Annotated in this window: 14 protein-coding genes; 10 read left to right on the top strand and 4 right to left on the bottom strand. The window is 38.1% G+C overall.

All coding sequences use genetic code 11. From position 1 onward, the window contains the following. Positions 1–23: 23 nt before the first annotated feature. Both pyk and JL001_RS11205 read right to left on the bottom strand, forming a co-directional pair. Positions 24–1,460 carry a pyruvate kinase gene (pyk, locus tag JL001_RS11210; RefSeq protein ID WP_200976164.1) on the bottom strand — a complete coding sequence of 479 codons (1,437 nt, stop codon included), beginning with the start codon at positions 1,458–1,460 and terminating at the stop codon, positions 24–26. 16 nt (positions 1,461–1,476) lie between these two features. Beyond that, the gene (locus JL001_RS11205; RefSeq protein WP_200976163.1) at positions 1,477–1,905 is read right to left on the bottom strand and encodes an IPExxxVDY family protein; all 429 of its coding nucleotides are present in this window, start codon (positions 1,903–1,905) and stop codon (positions 1,477–1,479) included. Positions 1,906–2,055: 150 nt separating this feature from the next. Between JL001_RS11205 and JL001_RS11200 the strand changes: the two genes are divergently transcribed. The 5 genes from JL001_RS11200 (at position 2,056) to JL001_RS11180 (ending at position 7,428) form a co-directional block, all read left to right on the top strand. Continuing rightward, positions 2,056–2,292 (top strand): acyl carrier protein, encoded by a 237-nt coding sequence (locus JL001_RS11200; protein WP_010855324.1) that lies wholly within the window; start codon positions 2,056–2,058, stop codon positions 2,290–2,292. Positions 2,293–2,314: 22 nt separating this feature from the next. After that, entirely contained in the window at positions 2,315–3,568 is a 1,254-nt protein-coding gene (fabF, locus tag JL001_RS11195; RefSeq protein WP_192007839.1) for a beta-ketoacyl-ACP synthase II, read from the top strand. A 7-nt stretch (positions 3,569–3,575) separates the two neighbouring features. Beyond that, positions 3,576–4,319, top strand: a complete 744-nt coding sequence (rnc, locus tag JL001_RS11190) for a ribonuclease III (RefSeq protein ID WP_200976162.1) — start codon at positions 3,576–3,578, stop codon at positions 4,317–4,319. A 119-nt stretch (positions 4,320–4,438) separates the two neighbouring features. Next, the gene (gene nadE / locus JL001_RS11185) at positions 4,439–6,292 is read left to right on the top strand and encodes an NAD(+) synthase (RefSeq protein WP_200976161.1); all 1,854 of its coding nucleotides are present in this window, start codon (positions 4,439–4,441) and stop codon (positions 6,290–6,292) included. 32 nt (positions 6,293–6,324) lie between these two features. Next, complete coding sequence (locus JL001_RS11180) at positions 6,325–7,428, top strand: prolipoprotein diacylglyceryl transferase (RefSeq protein WP_200976160.1); 1,104 nt, start codon at positions 6,325–6,327, stop codon at positions 7,426–7,428. Here the strand turns inward: JL001_RS11180 and yidD are convergent. Continuing rightward, positions 7,425–7,646: a membrane protein insertion efficiency factor YidD gene (gene yidD, locus JL001_RS11175; protein WP_200976159.1), complete on the bottom strand. Its 222-nt coding sequence runs from the start codon at positions 7,644–7,646 to the stop codon at positions 7,425–7,427. The genes JL001_RS11180 and yidD overlap by 4 nt on opposite strands. Before the next feature lie 53 nt (positions 7,647–7,699). On the opposite strand from yidD, the gene JL001_RS11170 reads away from it, so the two are divergent. The 3 genes from JL001_RS11170 to JL001_RS11160 all read left to right on the top strand — a co-directional run bounded on the left by JL001_RS11170 (position 7,700) and on the right by JL001_RS11160 (position 12,192). After that, the gene (locus JL001_RS11170) at positions 7,700–9,184 is read left to right on the top strand and encodes a BamA/TamA family outer membrane protein (RefSeq protein ID WP_370567363.1); all 1,485 of its coding nucleotides are present in this window, start codon (positions 7,700–7,702) and stop codon (positions 9,182–9,184) included. Between the two features lie 87 nt (positions 9,185–9,271). After that, entirely contained in the window at positions 9,272–10,099 is an 828-nt protein-coding gene (locus tag JL001_RS11165) for a hypothetical protein (protein WP_200976158.1), read from the top strand. Continuing rightward, a complete protein-coding gene (locus tag JL001_RS11160; protein ID WP_200976157.1) occupies positions 10,096–12,192 on the top strand; it encodes a helix-hairpin-helix domain-containing protein in 2,097 nt (698 codons plus the stop codon). Before JL001_RS11165 ends, JL001_RS11160 begins: the two co-directional genes overlap by 4 nt. Before the next feature lie 29 nt (positions 12,193–12,221). On the opposite strand, the gene mscL is transcribed toward JL001_RS11160, so the two are convergent. Beyond that, positions 12,222–12,638 carry a large-conductance mechanosensitive channel protein MscL gene (gene mscL, locus JL001_RS11155; protein WP_200976156.1) on the bottom strand — a complete coding sequence of 139 codons (417 nt, stop codon included), beginning with the start codon at positions 12,636–12,638 and terminating at the stop codon, positions 12,222–12,224. A gap of 197 nt (positions 12,639–12,835) precedes the next feature. On the opposite strand from mscL, the gene JL001_RS11150 reads away from it, so the two are divergent. Together JL001_RS11150 and JL001_RS11145 are read left to right on the top strand one after the other, a co-directional pair. Continuing rightward, positions 12,836–14,884: a S9 family peptidase gene (locus JL001_RS11150; protein WP_200976155.1), complete on the top strand. Its 2,049-nt coding sequence runs from the start codon at positions 12,836–12,838 to the stop codon at positions 14,882–14,884. A gap of 289 nt (positions 14,885–15,173) precedes the next feature. Next, positions 15,174–17,861, top strand: coding sequence for an amino acid adenylation domain-containing protein (locus tag JL001_RS11145; RefSeq protein ID WP_200976154.1), 2,688 nt, complete (start codon positions 15,174–15,176; stop codon positions 17,859–17,861). Positions 17,862–17,919: the final 58 nt, after the last annotated feature.

Genomic DNA, 17,919 nt, shown 5'->3' with positions numbered 1-17,919 from the left:
TAGTTTGGATAATTCAATGAAATTTACTCCACGACATGAAGCTTTAGCATATTAGTTCTTCCTTTTTCCTTCAGTGGCATACTTGCCGTATTGATAATGATATCTCCAGCTTCAACTTGTCCTTGATCTTTCAACACATCCTGAATGTAGGTAAATGTTTCATCAGTAGAAATCTGCTCACCAGTAAAGTAATGAGCAGTTACTCCCCACACAAGGCTCAATTGGGTAATCAAGGTCTTATTTCTGGTAAATACAAAGTTATTAGCAAAAGGCCTGTGAGAAGCTATTCTAAAGGCAGTAAAGCCAGATGCAGTAATACCTACTATAGCTTTTGCTTTCACATTTCTTGACAACCTTGAAGCCATAAGGATAAGGTTATTACTCAAGAAAGTATTTTCATCTTCACTGATCTTATACAGATTATGGTAAATATCAGAATTATCCTCAACGTATCTGATCACACTCGTCATCGCTTTTACTGCATGTACCGGATAAGCCCCGGATGCTGTTTCCGCAGAAAGCATAACTGCATCAGCTCCATCCAATACCGCATTGGCCACATCATTTGTTTCAGCTCTGGTTGGGCGAGGATTCTGAATCATACTTTCCAACATTTGAGTGGCAATAATTACAGGTTTGCAAGCTAGCTTACACTTCTCCACCAATTTCTTCTGCCAAAGTGGTACCATCTCCATTGGCACTTCTACACCCAAATCGCCACGAGCAACCATTAAACCATCTGTCACCTCTATAATCTCATCGATATTATCTAATGCTTCAGGCTTCTCGATTTTAGCAACAATTTTACAATCCTTACCAGCTTCTTCAATCCTGTTCTTCAGATCTACAATATCTTCAGCTGACCTTACGAAAGAAAGAGCGATCCAGTCCACTTCATTCTCTAAACCAAAAATCAAGTCTTCTTTATCTTTCTCAGTTAAAGAAGGAGCACTTACGTTAGTATTAGGAAGGTTGATACCTTTTCTTGATTTCAGAATACCACCATGAACAACCGTGCAGTTCACATTTTTACCATCAGTATTGTTGACCGACAATTCCAAATTACCATCATCGATCAAAATCCTGTCACCTGGGTTCACATCTTGAGGAAGGTTCTGGTATACAGTACTTACTAGACTGGAAGTTCCCACTACAGGATCATTGGTAATGGTAATCGCTTCGCCTTCTTTGATTTCAACACCATTGTTCTCTACCTCTCCAACACGGATTTTTGGACCTTGCAAATCCTGCAAAATCCCCACATTCAAATTATAATCCTTATTGATTTTTCTGATTAACCTGATTACTTCTGCGTGTCCTTCATGATTGCCATGAGAAAAATTTAACCTGAACACATTTACACCAGCTTTCACCAAGTCGATAAGCGTCTTTTCGTTGTTAGAAGCCGGCCCAACTGTAGCCAAAATCTTAGTCTTTTTATTCAAAACGGGTAATTTCATTTTTGTTTTATATTATTTAATAGGTTAATAGGTTCTCTTTAGATTTAATTTTTGAAACATCTAATTTTACCACATTATGGATGTAATTACTCTGGGACAATTTATCCATAAACACATTCAGGTTGATTTCTTGGGTGAAGTCCTGAAAGAGTAGGAAATAATCCATAATTTTCAATTCCGGCACAAGATACAGTGTTTGTCCCGAATCTGAAAAGGAACGGTTCTTTAATAACTGAATAAACCCATGTTCTTTTTCAAGGATAAACTGTGAAATGACCAAATCAGGCTGATTAAGAAATTCCAGCTCATAGTCCCTTCCTTTGGTCATCCTAATCCCCAAGGAACTATTGATCACCCAGGCCATCTTATAGTCCTTCAAAGGAGCTACTAGACCCAAAAGATCAAATTCGTAATGATGTTCTACCTGGAGTTTTGTTTTCCTCATGAAGGAAGGATTTTAAAAAAACAAAATTAAAAATATTCTCCCAACTTCAATGTTTCAGGGGAATATCTTAAATTTAGTTAACGGTTTTTTTTGACATTAATGTTTTAAATATATTTCTTTGCGGAGTGTTTTAACTAAACTAATCACAAAATGTCTGAAATTGCACAAAAAGTAAAAGCCATTATCGTGGATAAATTAGGCGTAGAAGAATCTGAGGTTACTCCTGAAGCAAGCTTCACTAATGATCTTGGCGCTGACTCTCTTGACACGGTAGAGCTTATCATGGAATTCGAAAAAGAATTCAACATTTCTATTCCAGACGACCAAGCAGAGCAAATCGGTACTGTAGGTCAGGCTGTAAGCTACCTGGAAGCTAACGTAAAATAATCTAACCACTCAAAATTCATTTATGAATTTAAAAAGAGTTGTAGTAACAGGTTTAGGTGCCCTTACACCACTAGGTAACACCGTCCCAGAATATTGGGAGGGTCTATCTAATGGTGTAAGCGGTGCTGCTCCTATTACTAAATTCGACGCATCCTCATTTAAGACGCAATTTGCTTGTGAGGTTAAAAACCTCGATATCGAGCAGTTTATTGATAGAAAAGAGGCCCGTAAGATGGATCCTTTCACGCAATATGCGATGATCGCTTCAGAAGAAGCGATGAAGGATTCTGGACTTGACCTAGAGAAAATCGACCTGTCAAGGGCCGGTGTAATTTGGGGTTCAGGAATTGGAGGCCTCAAAACTTTTCAGGATGAAGTGGCCTCCTTCGCTACTGGAGATGGAACACCACGTTTCAATCCTTTCTTTATACCTAAAATGATTGCTGACATCAGTGCTGGCTTTATCTCCATGAAATATGGTCTTCAGGGACCTAATTTCGTGACAGTTTCAGCTTGTGCATCTGGCACCAATGCCCTGATCGATGCTTTTAACTACATCCGTTTAGGTAAAGCCAACTTGTTTGTTACTGGAGGCTCTGAAGCTGCAGTTACTGAAGCAGGTGTTGGTGGTTTCAATGCCCTTAAAGCATTGTCCCAAAGAAACGACTCCCCTGAAACTGCATCCAGACCTTTTGACAAGGACAGGGACGGTTTTGTACTAGGAGAAGGAGCTGGAGCTATTATCCTTGAAGAATACGAGCATGCAAAGGCCCGTGGCGCTAAAATCTACGCAGAAATGGTAGGTGGTGGCATGTCAGCTGATGCTCACCACATCACTGCTCCGCACCCAGAAGGTGTGGGTGCTAGTAATGTAATGAAATTTGCTCTGGAAGATGCTGGAATGAAGCCTGAAGACATTGATTACATCAATGTCCATGGAACATCCACTCCATTAGGAGATGTAAGTGAAACCAAGGCCATCGAAAGAATTTTCGGTGAGCATGCTTACAAACTTAATATAAGCAGTACAAAGTCTATGACTGGTCACCTATTGGGCGCAGCTGGTGCTATTGAAGCCATTGCATCCATCATGGCCATCAAGCATGACTTAGTACCTCCTACCATCAACCACTTCACTGATGATGAGGCTTTTGATGCCAAGTTAAACTTAACCTTTAACAAAGCTCAAAAAAGAGAAGTAAATGTAGCTTTGAGTAATACTTTTGGATTTGGTGGACATAATGCTTCCATTATTTTCAAAAAACTAACTGAGTAATTCTACCTTGAAGATATTTCGAAAACTCAGATTACACGAACTACTTTATAATAAGAAAGATAGAAGGCTTGCTGCTGCCATTAAAATAATGGTGGGCAGCAAGCCTTTAAATTTATCCCTTTACAAACTTGCCACTAAGCATTCTTCTGCTGCGGAAGAAATCAAACACGGCATCAAAGCATCAAACGAACGTTTGGAATTTTTGGGAGATGCCGTTTTGGGAGCTGTGGTTGCTGAACATCTTTTTATAAAATTCCCCTACAGGGACGAGGGGTTCCTTACCGAGACACGTTCCAGAATAGTCAACAGAGAATCCCTCAATCAAGTGGGACAAAAGATCGGACTCTCAAACATCGTAGAATCTGACCTCTCAGGAAAGGGCTTTTATTCTCACAAATCCATCTATGGAGACACTTTGGAGGCCCTTGTAGGCGCGGTCTATTTGGACCGAGGATATGATTTTTGCAAAAAATTTGTATTGACCAAAATCATCATCCCACATTTTGATATAGAAAACATCATCTCTACCACGACCAATTTTAAGAGTAAAATCATAGAATGGTCTCAAAAGGAAAACAAGGAGGTGGAATTTTCGCTAAAATCAGTCACAGGAAGTCAACGCTTCAAGGAATTTACGATCGAACTCAAAATAGAACAAGAAGTCTACACGGAAGGCAAAGGTCCAACCAAGAAAAAAGCTGAGCAGGAAGCAGCAAAAAATGCCTGCGAAAAACTTAATTTGGCCCTTTAGAACCCTATATTTGCCAATTGTGTTAATTGGTTTCATAAACCTTTCGCTGATTACCATCATCAATATCCGGATAATAGGTGATGTAATTAGAGAGGTCATTGACCCAAATCATTCTATTTATGTCAATTTTGAAAATTGGAGGAGCTACTGTAAATCAAACCCCACTCGACTGGAAAGGCAACTTATCAAACATTGTAAATGCCATTGATGAAGCCAAATCCATGGGTATAGAATTGCTCTGCTTTCCTGAACTAGCTATTATCGGCTATGGGAGTGAGGATCTTTTTTTAAGCAGGTGGTATCCTGAAAAAGCGCTAAGTCAATTAAAATCACTTCTTCCCTATGCTAAAGATATTTCCATTTGTATCGGCTTGCCCGTCAGGATAGGAGAATTACTCTACAATTGCACTGCTGTATTAGAAGACCAAAAGGTCAAAGGATTCGTTGCCAAGCAATTTCTTGCCATTGACGGCGTCCATTATGAGTTCAGATGGTTCACTCCTTGGGAAGCCGGTAAAATCACTAGTTTTGATTTCTTCGGAGAAGCTGTACCTTTTGGAGACATGGTCTTTAGCAAAAATGGGTTTACCTATGGTTTTGAGATTTGTGAAGACGCATGGAGAGGAGAGCTAAGACCTGGCTATAGACTAAAATCAAGAGCTGTTGACCTCATATTCAATCCAAGTGCCAGCCACTTTGCCATGGGCAAAAGTCAATTAAGAGAAGAATTGGTCACTGAAAGTAGCATCAAGCTGAATGCGACTTACTTTTATGTCAACTTACTTGGGAATGAGGCAGGAAGGATGATTTTCGATGGAGAAACTTTATTGGCTCACCAAGGTAAATTATTACTCAAAAACAAGCTCTTATCCTTCAAACCCTATCAAGTAAATGCATTCGAACTCAGCAGCCAAATCGGAGAACTTCCCGAGATCAAGAGTGATCATGATAAAAATTTAGAGTTTACTAGTGCTATCACGTTGGCTCTTTTTGATTACATGAGAAAGAGCAGAAGCAGAGGCTTTGTTCTTTCTCTAAGCGGAGGAGCCGATTCATCTTCTATTGCTGTTTTGGTGGCTGAAATGGTCCGAAGAGGAGTTGAAGAGCTTGGTATTGAAACATTTTTGAAGCAAGCTCATTTGGCTTTGGAAATAAAAACATCCAATCCAACAAAAGAAATCACTGGGCACCTGCTTACGACAGCCTATCAAGGATCGGATAATTCGTCGTGCGAAACCCTTAATAGTGCTAAAAGTCTCGCTGAAAGTTTAGGAGCCACTTTCTATGATTGGAAAATTTCAGAGGAGGTTAGCTCTTATACCCAAAAGATTGAGCATGCGATAGGCAGAGAGCTTACTTGGGCAAAAGATGACATTGCTTTACAAAATATCCAAGCGCGAGTTAGAGCTCCTATTATTTGGATGTTAGCTAATCTAAATAATGCCTTGTTACTGGCAACCTCCAACCGAAGCGAAGGAGATGTAGGTTATGCCACCATGGATGGAGACACCAGTGGTAGCATCTCTCCCATTGCAGCTGTGGACAAGCATTTCATCTTACAATGGCTTCAATGGGCAGAAAAACATCTGGGCTACTCAGGCCTAGAAAAAGTCAATTCACTTCAACCGACCGCCGAACTTAGGCCTCAAGACCAGCACCAAACTGATGAGGAGGACCTTATGCCCTATCCAGTTATAGTTGAAATTGAAAAACTGGCCATTAGAGAAAGACGGAATCCTAAAGACATCTATCTGATCCTACAACAAGAATTAGATATCCCCAACGTTCAGTTAAAAAAATATATTTCCAAGTTCTTCCGTTTATGGTCCAGAAATCAGTGGAAACGCGAAAGGCTCGCTCCTTCATTCCATCTGGATGATTTCAATGTGGATCCTAAAACTTGGTGCAGGTTTCCTATATTATCTGGAGGCTTCACAGAAGAATTACATGAATTAGACCAATTAGATCAATAATAAAATTATCTTAGCAGAAACTAACTAAACCAATGCTCAGCACAATTTTAGATTATGTTGTCTGGAGTCCAAATCCAGCAGTTTTTCCAGGTTTTGAAAGGATCAGATGGTATAGCCTCCTCTTTGCCCTTGGCTTTATCATTTCCCAACAAATAGTCATTTACATATTCAAACAGGAAGGTCACGATGAAAAACTCGTAGATAAATTAACCATTTATATGGTTTTGGCTACTATCATTGGGGCCAGATTAGGACATGTGCTATTTTATGAGCCCGAAAAATACCTTAGCAATCCAATAGAAATCCTGAAAGTTTGGGAAGGTGGTTTGGCCAGTCACGGTGCGGCCATTGCTATTTTGATAGCACTTTGGTTATATGTGAGAAACACTCCAAATCAAAGGTATTTGTGGGTAGTGGACAGGATTGTCATTGTTGTGGCCATGACCGGTGCGCTGATTAGGTTTGGAAACCTTATGAACTCTGAAATCGGAGGAAAGCCTACTGGTACTGATAATGGCTTTGTTTACGCTAGACAAACTGAGGAAATCCTGATGACTCTAAATGTCCCAGTAGAAAGCGTCTCGGCCTACAAACCAGACAGCCGAAGTGGTGAATTGCAAGGCAATGGAACTGTTCCTTTAAACTTTGACATTGAAATCAACAAAGGACAATTCAGTGAGGCTGATCTAAAAAGAACTTTGGAAAGTGATGTTAAATATGTTTTGACCAAGTTTGCCAGTTCTCACAAATATTTGGCGGAGCCAGAAAACACTCCTTTGGATTATGACTTGAAAGATCAAGGAGATCATTATTTGGTCACTGTCAGAACATTCGGCTTAGCCAAGCATCCTACTCAGATTTATGAATCATTGTCCTATTTCATCATATTCTTGATTCTATATGCGTTATGGAGAAAGTATAAAGAAAGATTGCCTGATGGACTTCTGTTAGGTATTTTCCTTATTGCTGTTTTTGGAATGCGCTTCGTTTGGGAGTTTTTCAAAGAAAACCAGGTGGACTTTGAGGACAACCTCACCTTAAACATGGGACAAACTTTAAGTATTCCTCTTGTTGTTGGCGGTATAATCCTGGTCATAAGGGCATTAAAAGTAGGTTCTCCTACTCCAAAAAATTAAGGTACAGGATCATGCCCATGTCCTCCCCATGGATGACAACGGGCTATCCGCTTAATGCCCAGCCATCCTCCTTTGAAAACACCATGTTTCATAATGGCCTCTTTCATATATTGACTGCATGTGGGAGTATACCTACATGCACTTGGAAAGAGTGGAGAGATTAAGTATTGATAAAACAACACTGGAAATATGGCTATTTTTCTTAAAATTGATTTCAACTTAAACCCGATTTGACACTAAAATACACAATCATAAAACAAAGTTCCCTTAAGTGAAACAAAATTACCTTTCGATACTGTCCTCTTTAAAATCAAAGAATGCTTATTGGCTATTTTTTGTATGGGCTGTACTGATAACCAATCAACTTGTTTGCGCACAGACAACTGATTCTATTACCCACATCCCTGCTCCAAATCAATTCCCTGAAAAGGTAACCATTAATAACATTTTTATTATTGGAAACGAAAAGACCCAGAAAAACATCATTATGCGGGAAATGGATGTGGCTCCTGGCGTGACTTATGATTGGGAAGATTTTGTAGGGCTTATTTCTGCTGACCAAAAAAAAATATACAATCTCCAACTATTTACTTCAGTGGAGATCACTCCTCTATTTGTGGAAGAAGAAGAAGTAGAGCTTTTGATTTCTGTTAAAGAAAGGTGGTACATTATGCCAAGTATTATCTTTGACCTTGCTGACCGAAACTTTTCAGAATGGTGGATCAATCAAAATAGGGACTTTTCGAGGGTTAACTACGGCTTAAAACTTAACCATAATAATGTGGGTGGCCGAAATGAAAAATTAAGGGTTTTGGGGCAGTTGGGCTTCACCCAAGCTTTTGACATCATCTACAGCATACCATATATTGACAGGGATCAAGTCCATGGGCTTGCTGCCAGGTTCAATTACAACACCAACAAAACAATCGCTGTCAAATCAGCCTATAATAAGCAGGTTTTTTACACTAATGACAACGAAGATATACTCAGAAAAAAAATAAGCGCCAGTCTCCAATACACTTACAGGGGTAGCTTTTATAATTTTCATTACTTGAACATCGGATATAGTAGCTCCAAAATCCATGAGGATGTTTTAGTGCAAAACCCAAACTATTTCTTGAATGACGGCACTAAACAAAAGTTTTTCTTTGCCTCCTATAATTTCAAACATGACAGGCGGGACAATGTAGCTTATGCCACAGATGGGGAGTTGCTAAATATTGGTCTTACGCGATACGGGCTTTTCACGAATGATGATGTCAACGAAACCGAACTATCCCTCATTGCAAATCGCTATTTCAAATTCAGTGAAACCACGCATTTTGTTACAGGGCTTTCCGCTTCTACTTACTTGGGGCCTACTCAGCCATACACTTTGGTAAGAGGAATAGGCTACGCGCCTGACTTTATAAGAGGGTATGAAATTAATGTAATCGAAGGACAACAGACATTAATCAACAAAAACAGCTTCAGGTACAAATTTTTGGATGTAGCCTATGACATTTCAAATCTTATTCCCATAGAAGAATTCTCCATTTTCCCTATTCGTGCCTATCTAAGCGCCAATTTTGATCATGGCTATGTTAATGACCGAAACCATATCCCTGAAAATGCGGCCTTAACCAATACCTACTTATACGGTTATGGCCTAGGGATAGACTTGGTTACTTTTTATGATCAGGTATTCAGGTTTGAATACTCTATCAATAGCCAAAACGTAGGCAGTTTCTTTATAAACTTCAAAGCTCCTCTATAACAAACCGAATACCGGACGAACTTTACTTTGTACATATTTTATTGTAAATTAATGCTTTACATTTTTTTACAATAATTTTTTAACGGTATGAATAAATTGTTTGGTCCATTTTTCTGGGCTGTGTTTTTACCAAGTCTAGCTGTTTTTGCTCAAAACGGTTCAGAAACATTTCCTGATGGTGCACGCAGTGTTGGCTTAGCCAATGCCCACACAACTCTGGATGATGCATGGAGTGTTTTTAATAATATCGGAGCTTTGGGTATGCTTCAGAAATCCTCTGTTTTTTGTTCTTATGACCACAGACTAGGTTTAAACGAACTGACTACACTTGCCGCAGGAGGCGTTGTACCCACTCCAATAGGAAATTTAGGCATCAGTCTATCACACTATGGTGGTCAATTATTTAACCAACAGGTTCTTGGCGCAGGCTTTTCCAATAAATTTGGAATTGGCAGTTTTGGGATAAAAGCATCCTATTTTCAAACCAATATTGAAGGTTACGGTCGTTCAGCCAGTCCGGTTTTTGAACTGGGAGGACTTGTAGAACTTGGGCCAAAAGTGTTTTGGGGAGCCCATATATACAATTTTACCAGGGCAAAAATCAGTAACAACACTGAGGACTACCTTCCCACCATCGTCAAATCAGGAATATCCTATCGACCCAATGAAAAGCTATTGGTCAACGTCGAAGCAGAAAAAGACATCCTACTTGACCCGCTGATGAAAATTGGATTGGAATACAATTTCACCAACCGCTTTTGGGCCAGGTGTGGAATTCGTACAAACCCTTCCAATCTTCATTTCGGAATTGGTTTCCATCCCAAAAACATAAGCCTTGATTATGCTGTAGCCCAAAACAGTCAACTTGGTCTTACGCATCATTTTTCCATGAATTATAGCTTTGGTACACCATGAAAGCGCTATTCAGGTTCATTTTTTTGGTTATCTGGTCTTTGGTTATTCACGCTGAATCCAAAGCCCAAAACCAATCAAACTTTGATATAGAAGGTTTTGCTGAAGAACTCTTTGCCACCCAAGATGATGATTTGGATTATGAACAGCTCTATGAAAACTTGCTCCAACGTTTCCTCAATCCAATTGACCTTAATAAATGTACATTGGACGACTTACAATCCCTCTATATTCTTTCCCCTCTCCAGCTCAATAACTTTATGGGTTACAGGGAAAATTTTGGTAAATTCCTATCCATTTATGAATTACAGGCCATTCCAGAATTTGATTTGGCCACCGTCAAAAAGCTCCTTCCATTTGTATCCATCAGTGCTCAAAAACATACCTCATCAAAAAATCTTCCACAAAGAATCATTAAGGAAGAGACAGCTTATATTATTTATCGCTACAGAAGGTTTCTAGAAACTAGAAAAGGGTTTACGCCACCAGACACCTTAAATAACGGTCTCTTAACAAGTAGGTACATCGGCTCACCAGGAGCACACTATTTAAGATTAAGAAGTCAGCATGCTCAGGACTTTAGTATTGGAATAACCTTGGACAAGGATGACGGAGAGTCCTTCACATGGAATCCCAAATCAAGGACTTATGGCTTCAATTTTTTCAGTTATCACTTAACCCTTTACAATCAAGGTAATTTTCAAATTATAACTTTAGGAGATTATCAGGCACAATATGGACAAGGGCTAGTATTTGGAGCTGGCTTTTCGGTAGGTAAGGGAGCTGAAACCATCACTACTACAAGAAGGAGCTCCACAGGCATTCGCCCTTACACTTCTTCCATGGAGTTTGGATTTTTCAGAGGAATTGCCTCTACCTACCAAAAAGGAAAAATAGAGGCTTCCATCATGGTTTCTGATGTTTCCCGTGATGCCAATATTGCGCTTGATGAATCCATTGGATTTGAACACATTAGTTCCCTACCTGAGAGCGGTTATCATAGAACCGCTACAGAGATTGAAAGAAAAGCCAATACAGCCGAAAAAAACTTGGGGATAAATATTAATTACTCATCTTCCGACCGGAATTTTCAACTTGGCATCAATAGTTTGTTGACCAAATTACAATTTCCCTATATCAGAGAAGACCAAGCCTATAACCAGTTTGAGTTTAGAGGCCAAAACAACCATACACATAGTGTTTACTGGTCATATAACTTTCAAAACCATTTTCTATTTGGAGAAGGGGCCATATCCAAGAGCGGAGGAAAAGCGGTGGTAGCTGGTTTAATGAGTAGCCTGAGTCCTCATTGGGATTTTGTGTTGCATATCAGAAATTATGACAGAAATTTTCATAGCTTCTACGGTAATGCTTTTGGAGAGGGCTCGCGTCCCATCAATGAAAAGGGCATTTATCTTGGAACGAGTTTCCATCCTAATAAGCGATGGAAATGGAGCGCTTATTTTGATCAATTTAAGTTCCCTTGGCTCAGATATCGATCATATGCTCCATCTTCAGGTCATGAATGGCTCCAACGGTTAAGCTATTCTCCTAAAAAAACAACCAGCATTTACTTTCAAATTCGAGAAGAAGTAAAAGACAGAAATATTACTTCTGAAGATAATGACTATCCTATTTACCAGCTATCAACTGGAAAAAGAAGAAATTACTTGATTAACCTAGACCATCAAATAAGTAAAGCATTAGCGATCAGGTCAAGAGTTCAAATGAGCTCATTCGAATTTAATCATCAACTTACTAAAGGATATACTATTGTGCAAGATGTTAGCGCAAGCCTAAAAAAATGGAATTTCAGTGGAAGAGTGGCACTTTTTGATACAGATGACTATGAAAACAGACAGTATGTTTTTGAAAAAAATGTACTTTGGGCCTTTTCCATCCCTAGCTATTATGGTCAAGGTATGAGGTACTATCTCCTTGCCCAATATAAAATGAATCGGAAATTGACTTTTTGGACTCGATGGAGCAGAACCACATATACTGACAGGAATGCAATTGGATCGGGACTGCAAGAAATAGAAGGTCACAGGATCACCGAACTAACTTTTCAGCTTAGGTATCAATTCAATAAATAAAAGGCAGGGATTACCTGCCTTTTAACATTTTATTTAGCCTTTAAAATATCTCGAATCTCAGTTAGCAATACCTCTTCTTTACTAGGTGCTGGAGGTGGGGTTGGTTTTGCTTCTTCTTTCTTCTGCATGCTATTCATCGCTTTGATAGCCATAAAAATCACGAAAGCAATGATAACAAAATCTATTACTGTTTGGAGAAAGTTACCATACTTAATGGCCACTGCCGCCAACTCAACTCCGTCCGGACTGACAGAAGGCTCTTTAAGTACAACCATAAGGTCTTTGAAATTGACACCGCCCAAAGCCAAGCCTATTGGTGGCATGATGACATCATTCACCAGCGATGAAACAATTTTACCAAAAGCTCCTCCAATGATCACGGCAACTGCCAAGTCGACAACATTACCTTTGAGCGCAAACTTTTTAAATTCTTGTATAAATCCCATAAAATTAAATTTTAAAAACCTCTCTCAATATAACCTATATGTTTAAAAAAATCACAAAACCAGAAGTTTATTTCAGCTACAATGAGCACCCACTATTTCCTGCATGATTTAACATTTGATTGAACTTTAAATAGGCTTCCATCAAGGTCTATACTAAATTTGCAAGCAAAGTATTTAGCATAAAAAGTAGCACATATATGACTAGTAAACCTTCTCCTAAGGCAAGCATTAACAATAAAAAACTTATTTTTCACGGACATGAAAGAAATGATCCATACTATTGGATGAATGATCGAAATAATCCTGAGGTCATCCAATATTTAAACGATGAGAATGATTTCCTAAAAGCCTCTTTACAACACACTGAAGGTCTCCAAAATGAGCTTTACGAAGAAATGAAAGGCAGAATTAAGGAAGATGATCAGAGTGTCCCGTATTTTAAAGATGGATACTTTTATTTCTCTAAGTATATTCAAGGCGGAGAGTATCCTATTTTTTGCCGTAAAAAAGACTCTTTAGAAAACCCTGAGGAAGTCTTACTGGACGTAAATATTCTGGCAAAAGGACATGAGTATTTTAATGTCAGCTCCCTCGCTATTTCAACCAATCAAAACCTGTTGGCATTTGCTCAGGATAATGTTGGAAGGAGAGTTTATACTATTAGGTTAAAAGATTTGACAACCGGTGAAATCCTAAAAGACGAAATCCCTGAAATCACAGGCAATATTGCTTGGGCCAATGACAATAAAGCGCTGTTCTATTCTAAACAAGACCCTAATACACTAAGGTCATTCCAAATCTATAAGCACTCTTTAGGCCAACAGTCAATTGAAGATGAATTGATCTATGAGGAAAAAGATGAAACGTTTACTTGTCATATTTCAAAGTCAAAATCAAAAAAATATCTATTTATCAATAGTGAAAGTACAGTTTCATCAGAAGTAAGATTTATTGAAGCCGATTCCCCCAACAACACACCACACCTTGTCCAGTCCAGAGAAAGAGACCTAGAATATAGCGTTGAACATTTTGAGGACCACTTCCTTATCTGGACAAACCACAATAAGGCTTTAAATTATAAATTGGTCAAAACCCCAGTAAAAACTACTGGTAAAGAGAATTGGATAGATGTCATTCCTCACAGGAAGGATGTCTTGTTAGAAAGCTTTGAAGTTTTCAAAGACTTTCTTGTTCTTGAAGAACGCTTCAACGGACTAACCAGAATACAAATCAATCCATGGAACGGCAATAACAGTCATTATATAAACTTTGAAGAGCCCACTTATTCTGCCTGGATAAGCTTCAATCCCTCCTTCGAGTCTAACCTTCTAAGGTTCGGATATAATTCTCTCACCACTCCTTCCTCCACTTTTGACTATGACATGATCAGTAAGGAGCAAACCTTGCTCAAACAACAGGAAGTACTAGGTGGATATAATCCAAATGAATATCAAGCCGAACGAATTTGGGCAATAGCAGATGATGAAACCCGCATCCCTATATCACTGGTTTATAAAAAATCTCTTTTCAAAAAGGACGGAAGTAATCCTCTGCTTCAATATGCTTATGGTTCCTACGGATTCAGCACTGACGCCTTGTTTAGTTCAAATAGGCTAAGCTTATTAGATAGAGGTTTTGTTTATGCGATTGCCCATATCAGGGGAGGACAGGAAATGGGGAGAAACTGGTATGAGAATGGGAAAATGCTCAAAAAGATGAACACTTTTACGGACTTTATAACATGTAGTGAACATTTGATCTCTAATCAATATACTTCTACAAAGAAACTTTTTGCGATGGGTGGAAGCGCAGGAGGATTATTAATGGGCGTAATCATCAACTTAAGACCAGACTTGTACAAAGGTGTAATTGCTGCCGTTCCTTTTGTAGATGTGGTCACCACCATGCTTGATGAAAGCATTCCCTTGACCACGGGTGAGTTTGATGAATGGGGCAACCCTAAAGAAAAAGCTTACTATGATTACATGCTGTCCTATTCGCCATATGACAACATAGAAAGAAAGTCCTACCCTAACCTATTAGTGACCTCTGGATTGCACGACAGTCAAGTACAATACTGGGAACCTACCAAATGGGTGGCCAAGCTAAGGGCTGAAAAAACCGATGATAACCTATTGTTGCTTTACACCAATATGGATGCAGGTCATGGAGGAGCTTCTGGAAGATTCTATTCCTTGAAAGAACTGGCCATGGAATATGCTTATATCTTAAATCTCGTCAAATAAATTTATTCCAATCTCAAAAGGGATATCTATATGTTTATGAGTTAAAATCAATAATTAATAATATACTTTACAGGTAAAGTAGCGAATACAAATAAAATAAATTTCAGTCCGATGACTTATAAAGTCATCGGACTTTTTTCTTTCTGAAAATTCACAACATACATTTAAAACAATTTAAAGGTCATTTTGTTGTAATTAAAAATAGCATCCATCTAATCCAAGTATTACTATCTCCTCGTAATTATCTACGTTCGATTTAGTAAATTTATCAAGTCAACAATAACCCATTATGAGCTATCTAGGTTCGCGAGAAGCATCCGCCAAAGATTATGGCGATATTTTTGAAGCATATTATGCCAAAAATTACTTTTCCATGGACATTCTTTACTCAAATGTTCTTGAGCTTTTCGCAAAAACAGTCCAAAGCCACCCATACAAAATCGCATTAATTTCTAATCTGGAGCACTTTACTTATTTAGAACTTGAAAACCAATCTAATTTATATGCAAAAAATCTGCGCTATAGAGGTGTAACCAAAGGGCAAAAAGTAGCAGTTTCCCTTGAAAGGTCTCATGAGTATCCAATTTGCTTCTTAGCCATCCTCAAAATTGGAGGGGTTTGTCTACCTATTGATTTACAAACACCTATTGAAAGAGTAAAAACAATACTTAATGATGCAGAAATTTCAGTAGTCATATCATCCAAAACACTCCTTTCAACTCAAAATATTAATGTTGAACACATACTAATCCATCAATTAAAACAATGCCCCCCAAATATTGACTTTCCAAGCACAAAAATTAATCAACTCGATGCGGCTTACATGATCTATACCTCTGGATCAACTGGCAAGCCAAAAGGTGTCATCATGACACATGGAAATCTTTTAAATTTACTTCTTTCATCTCAACAACGCCCTGGAATTACTTCTAAAGATAGACTCTTGGCTATTACTTCGTTTTCATTCGACGTTTCTATCATGGAAATCTTACTTCCATTATGTAATGGAAGCGAGCTCATCATTGCAAACCAAGAAACTATAAAGGATGGAAGACTACTTCTTTCTTTTCTTGAAGAAAAGAAAATCACCATGCTTCATTCCACGCCCGGAACATACAGAATGCTCATTAACATAGGCTGGAGGAAAAAACTACCAATTAAACTGATAACTGGAGGGGAGGTTTTATCCAATGATTTGGCCAATCGACTTCTGGATCTTTCTGACGAATTATGGAATGAATATGGCCCAACGGAGACTACGATTTTCTCTTCAATAAAAAGAATCACAAAAAACCTCCAAAAATTAACTATCGGTTCGCCCATACATAACACGTCCATCTACATTCTTGATAATAACTTGAACTTACTATCACCAGGACAAAAAGGTGAAATCGTAATTGGAGGGACAGGTGTCTCCAAAGGCTATTGGAAAAAAAATGAACTGAATAAAGAAAAATTCATACAAAGCCCTTTCTCTAATGGTAATGAAATTATTTATAAGACAGGTGACCTTGGTTCATTGACTGAAGATGGAGAAATTTTATTTGAGGGAAGAATGGACTCACAGGTAAAAATTAGAGGACATAGAATTGAATTAGAAGAAATAGAAAATCAAATCATTCGTTTGAACAATATTAAATCTGCTGTTATAACTGCACCTTCGAATTCTATTGGGATCAAAGTTCTAGTAGCTTACATTATTACAGATTTAGACAAAGAAATATCGGATCATCAACTTTCTATTTGGAAGTCAAAACTCGAAAAGCTCCTTCCTGATTACATGATCCCCCAACTTTGGATCAAAATCACAAAAATTCCTTTAACTCTAAATGGAAAAATTGACTTTAAGGCCTTACCGGCCCCATTTCAAAAGGAAGCTGATAACTCGGATAGGAGCTTCTTATTATCTGACAAAGAAAAAGCTGTTCGGGAAATTTGGTCTCAAGTTCTTGGAATCAAGCATATCAAACCCAACGATGATTTTTTTAAGCTTGGAGGAAACTCAATTTTAGCTGTTGAACTGATGGCAAAAATTGACCAAATGACAGAGCATTATTACCCCTTAACCACTATTTTCAGAAACCCAACATTAGAGAAATTCTGTGAGCTTCTAAATTCCCATGAAAAAAGCAAACAAGAATCCCAGTTTTGGAAATCCTTAACACCAATCAAACCATCTGGTTCGCTCCCTCCACTCTACCTTATTCACGGAATCAACGCCAATATCACTAATTACTTTAATTTGGTCGATCATGTAAGCCCCGAACAACCATTGTTTGGCCTTCAAGCAAAGGGTCTAGATGGGTCAGAAAAACCCATATTCGGAATTGAAAATATAGCAGCTCATTACATTAAAGAAATATTGGAACACAATCCAAAAGGCCCTTACCTATTAGGAGGATATTCTTTCGGAGGTTATGTAGCCTACGAAATGGCTAGACAACTTTTAAGTCTGGGCAAAAAAGTCTCGTACCTTATTCTCTTCGATACAGATGTTTTGCCTTTGAATGAAAAACAATCTACCACTTGGCAAAAAAACATAAAGTCATTTACTCATTCAGTAAATAAACGATTAGTAGATATTCAGCTACTTTTTCGGGCTCCGCAAACTTTTATAACCACAAAACGGCGTGCCCTTGAAAGAAAAATTAATACTCTTTATACCAAGAAATACAAACCATCTCATATAAGAAAATTAATATTCGAAAATATTAAGACTATTCATTTAAACTCCATAAAGGCTTACAAAATGAAACCGCTGAATATTGACATTTATCTATTTAGGGCTAAAATCAAAATCAGCTACATAAGAGATAAAAACACCTATGGCTGGAAACCCTTTGTCAATAATATAATTCCACTGGACATTGAAGGAGATCATTATACAATGTTTGATGCTCCCAATGTAAAAAATTTAGCGAATAACTTACAAAACGTAATTTCATCAAAAAACAAATACAAAACAACTGAATTATAACTACTTACCTAGCAATCAAGTTATTTTTTGTATTAATTTTCCATTTAAATACAATATT

This window comes from Echinicola sp. 20G, from assembly GCF_015533855.1.
In the GTDB taxonomy this organism is placed as follows: domain Bacteria; phylum Bacteroidota; class Bacteroidia; order Cytophagales; family Cyclobacteriaceae; genus Echinicola.
Note: the sequence above shows the minus strand (reverse complement) of the source record. Positions and strands in the feature narration are given on the sequence as shown.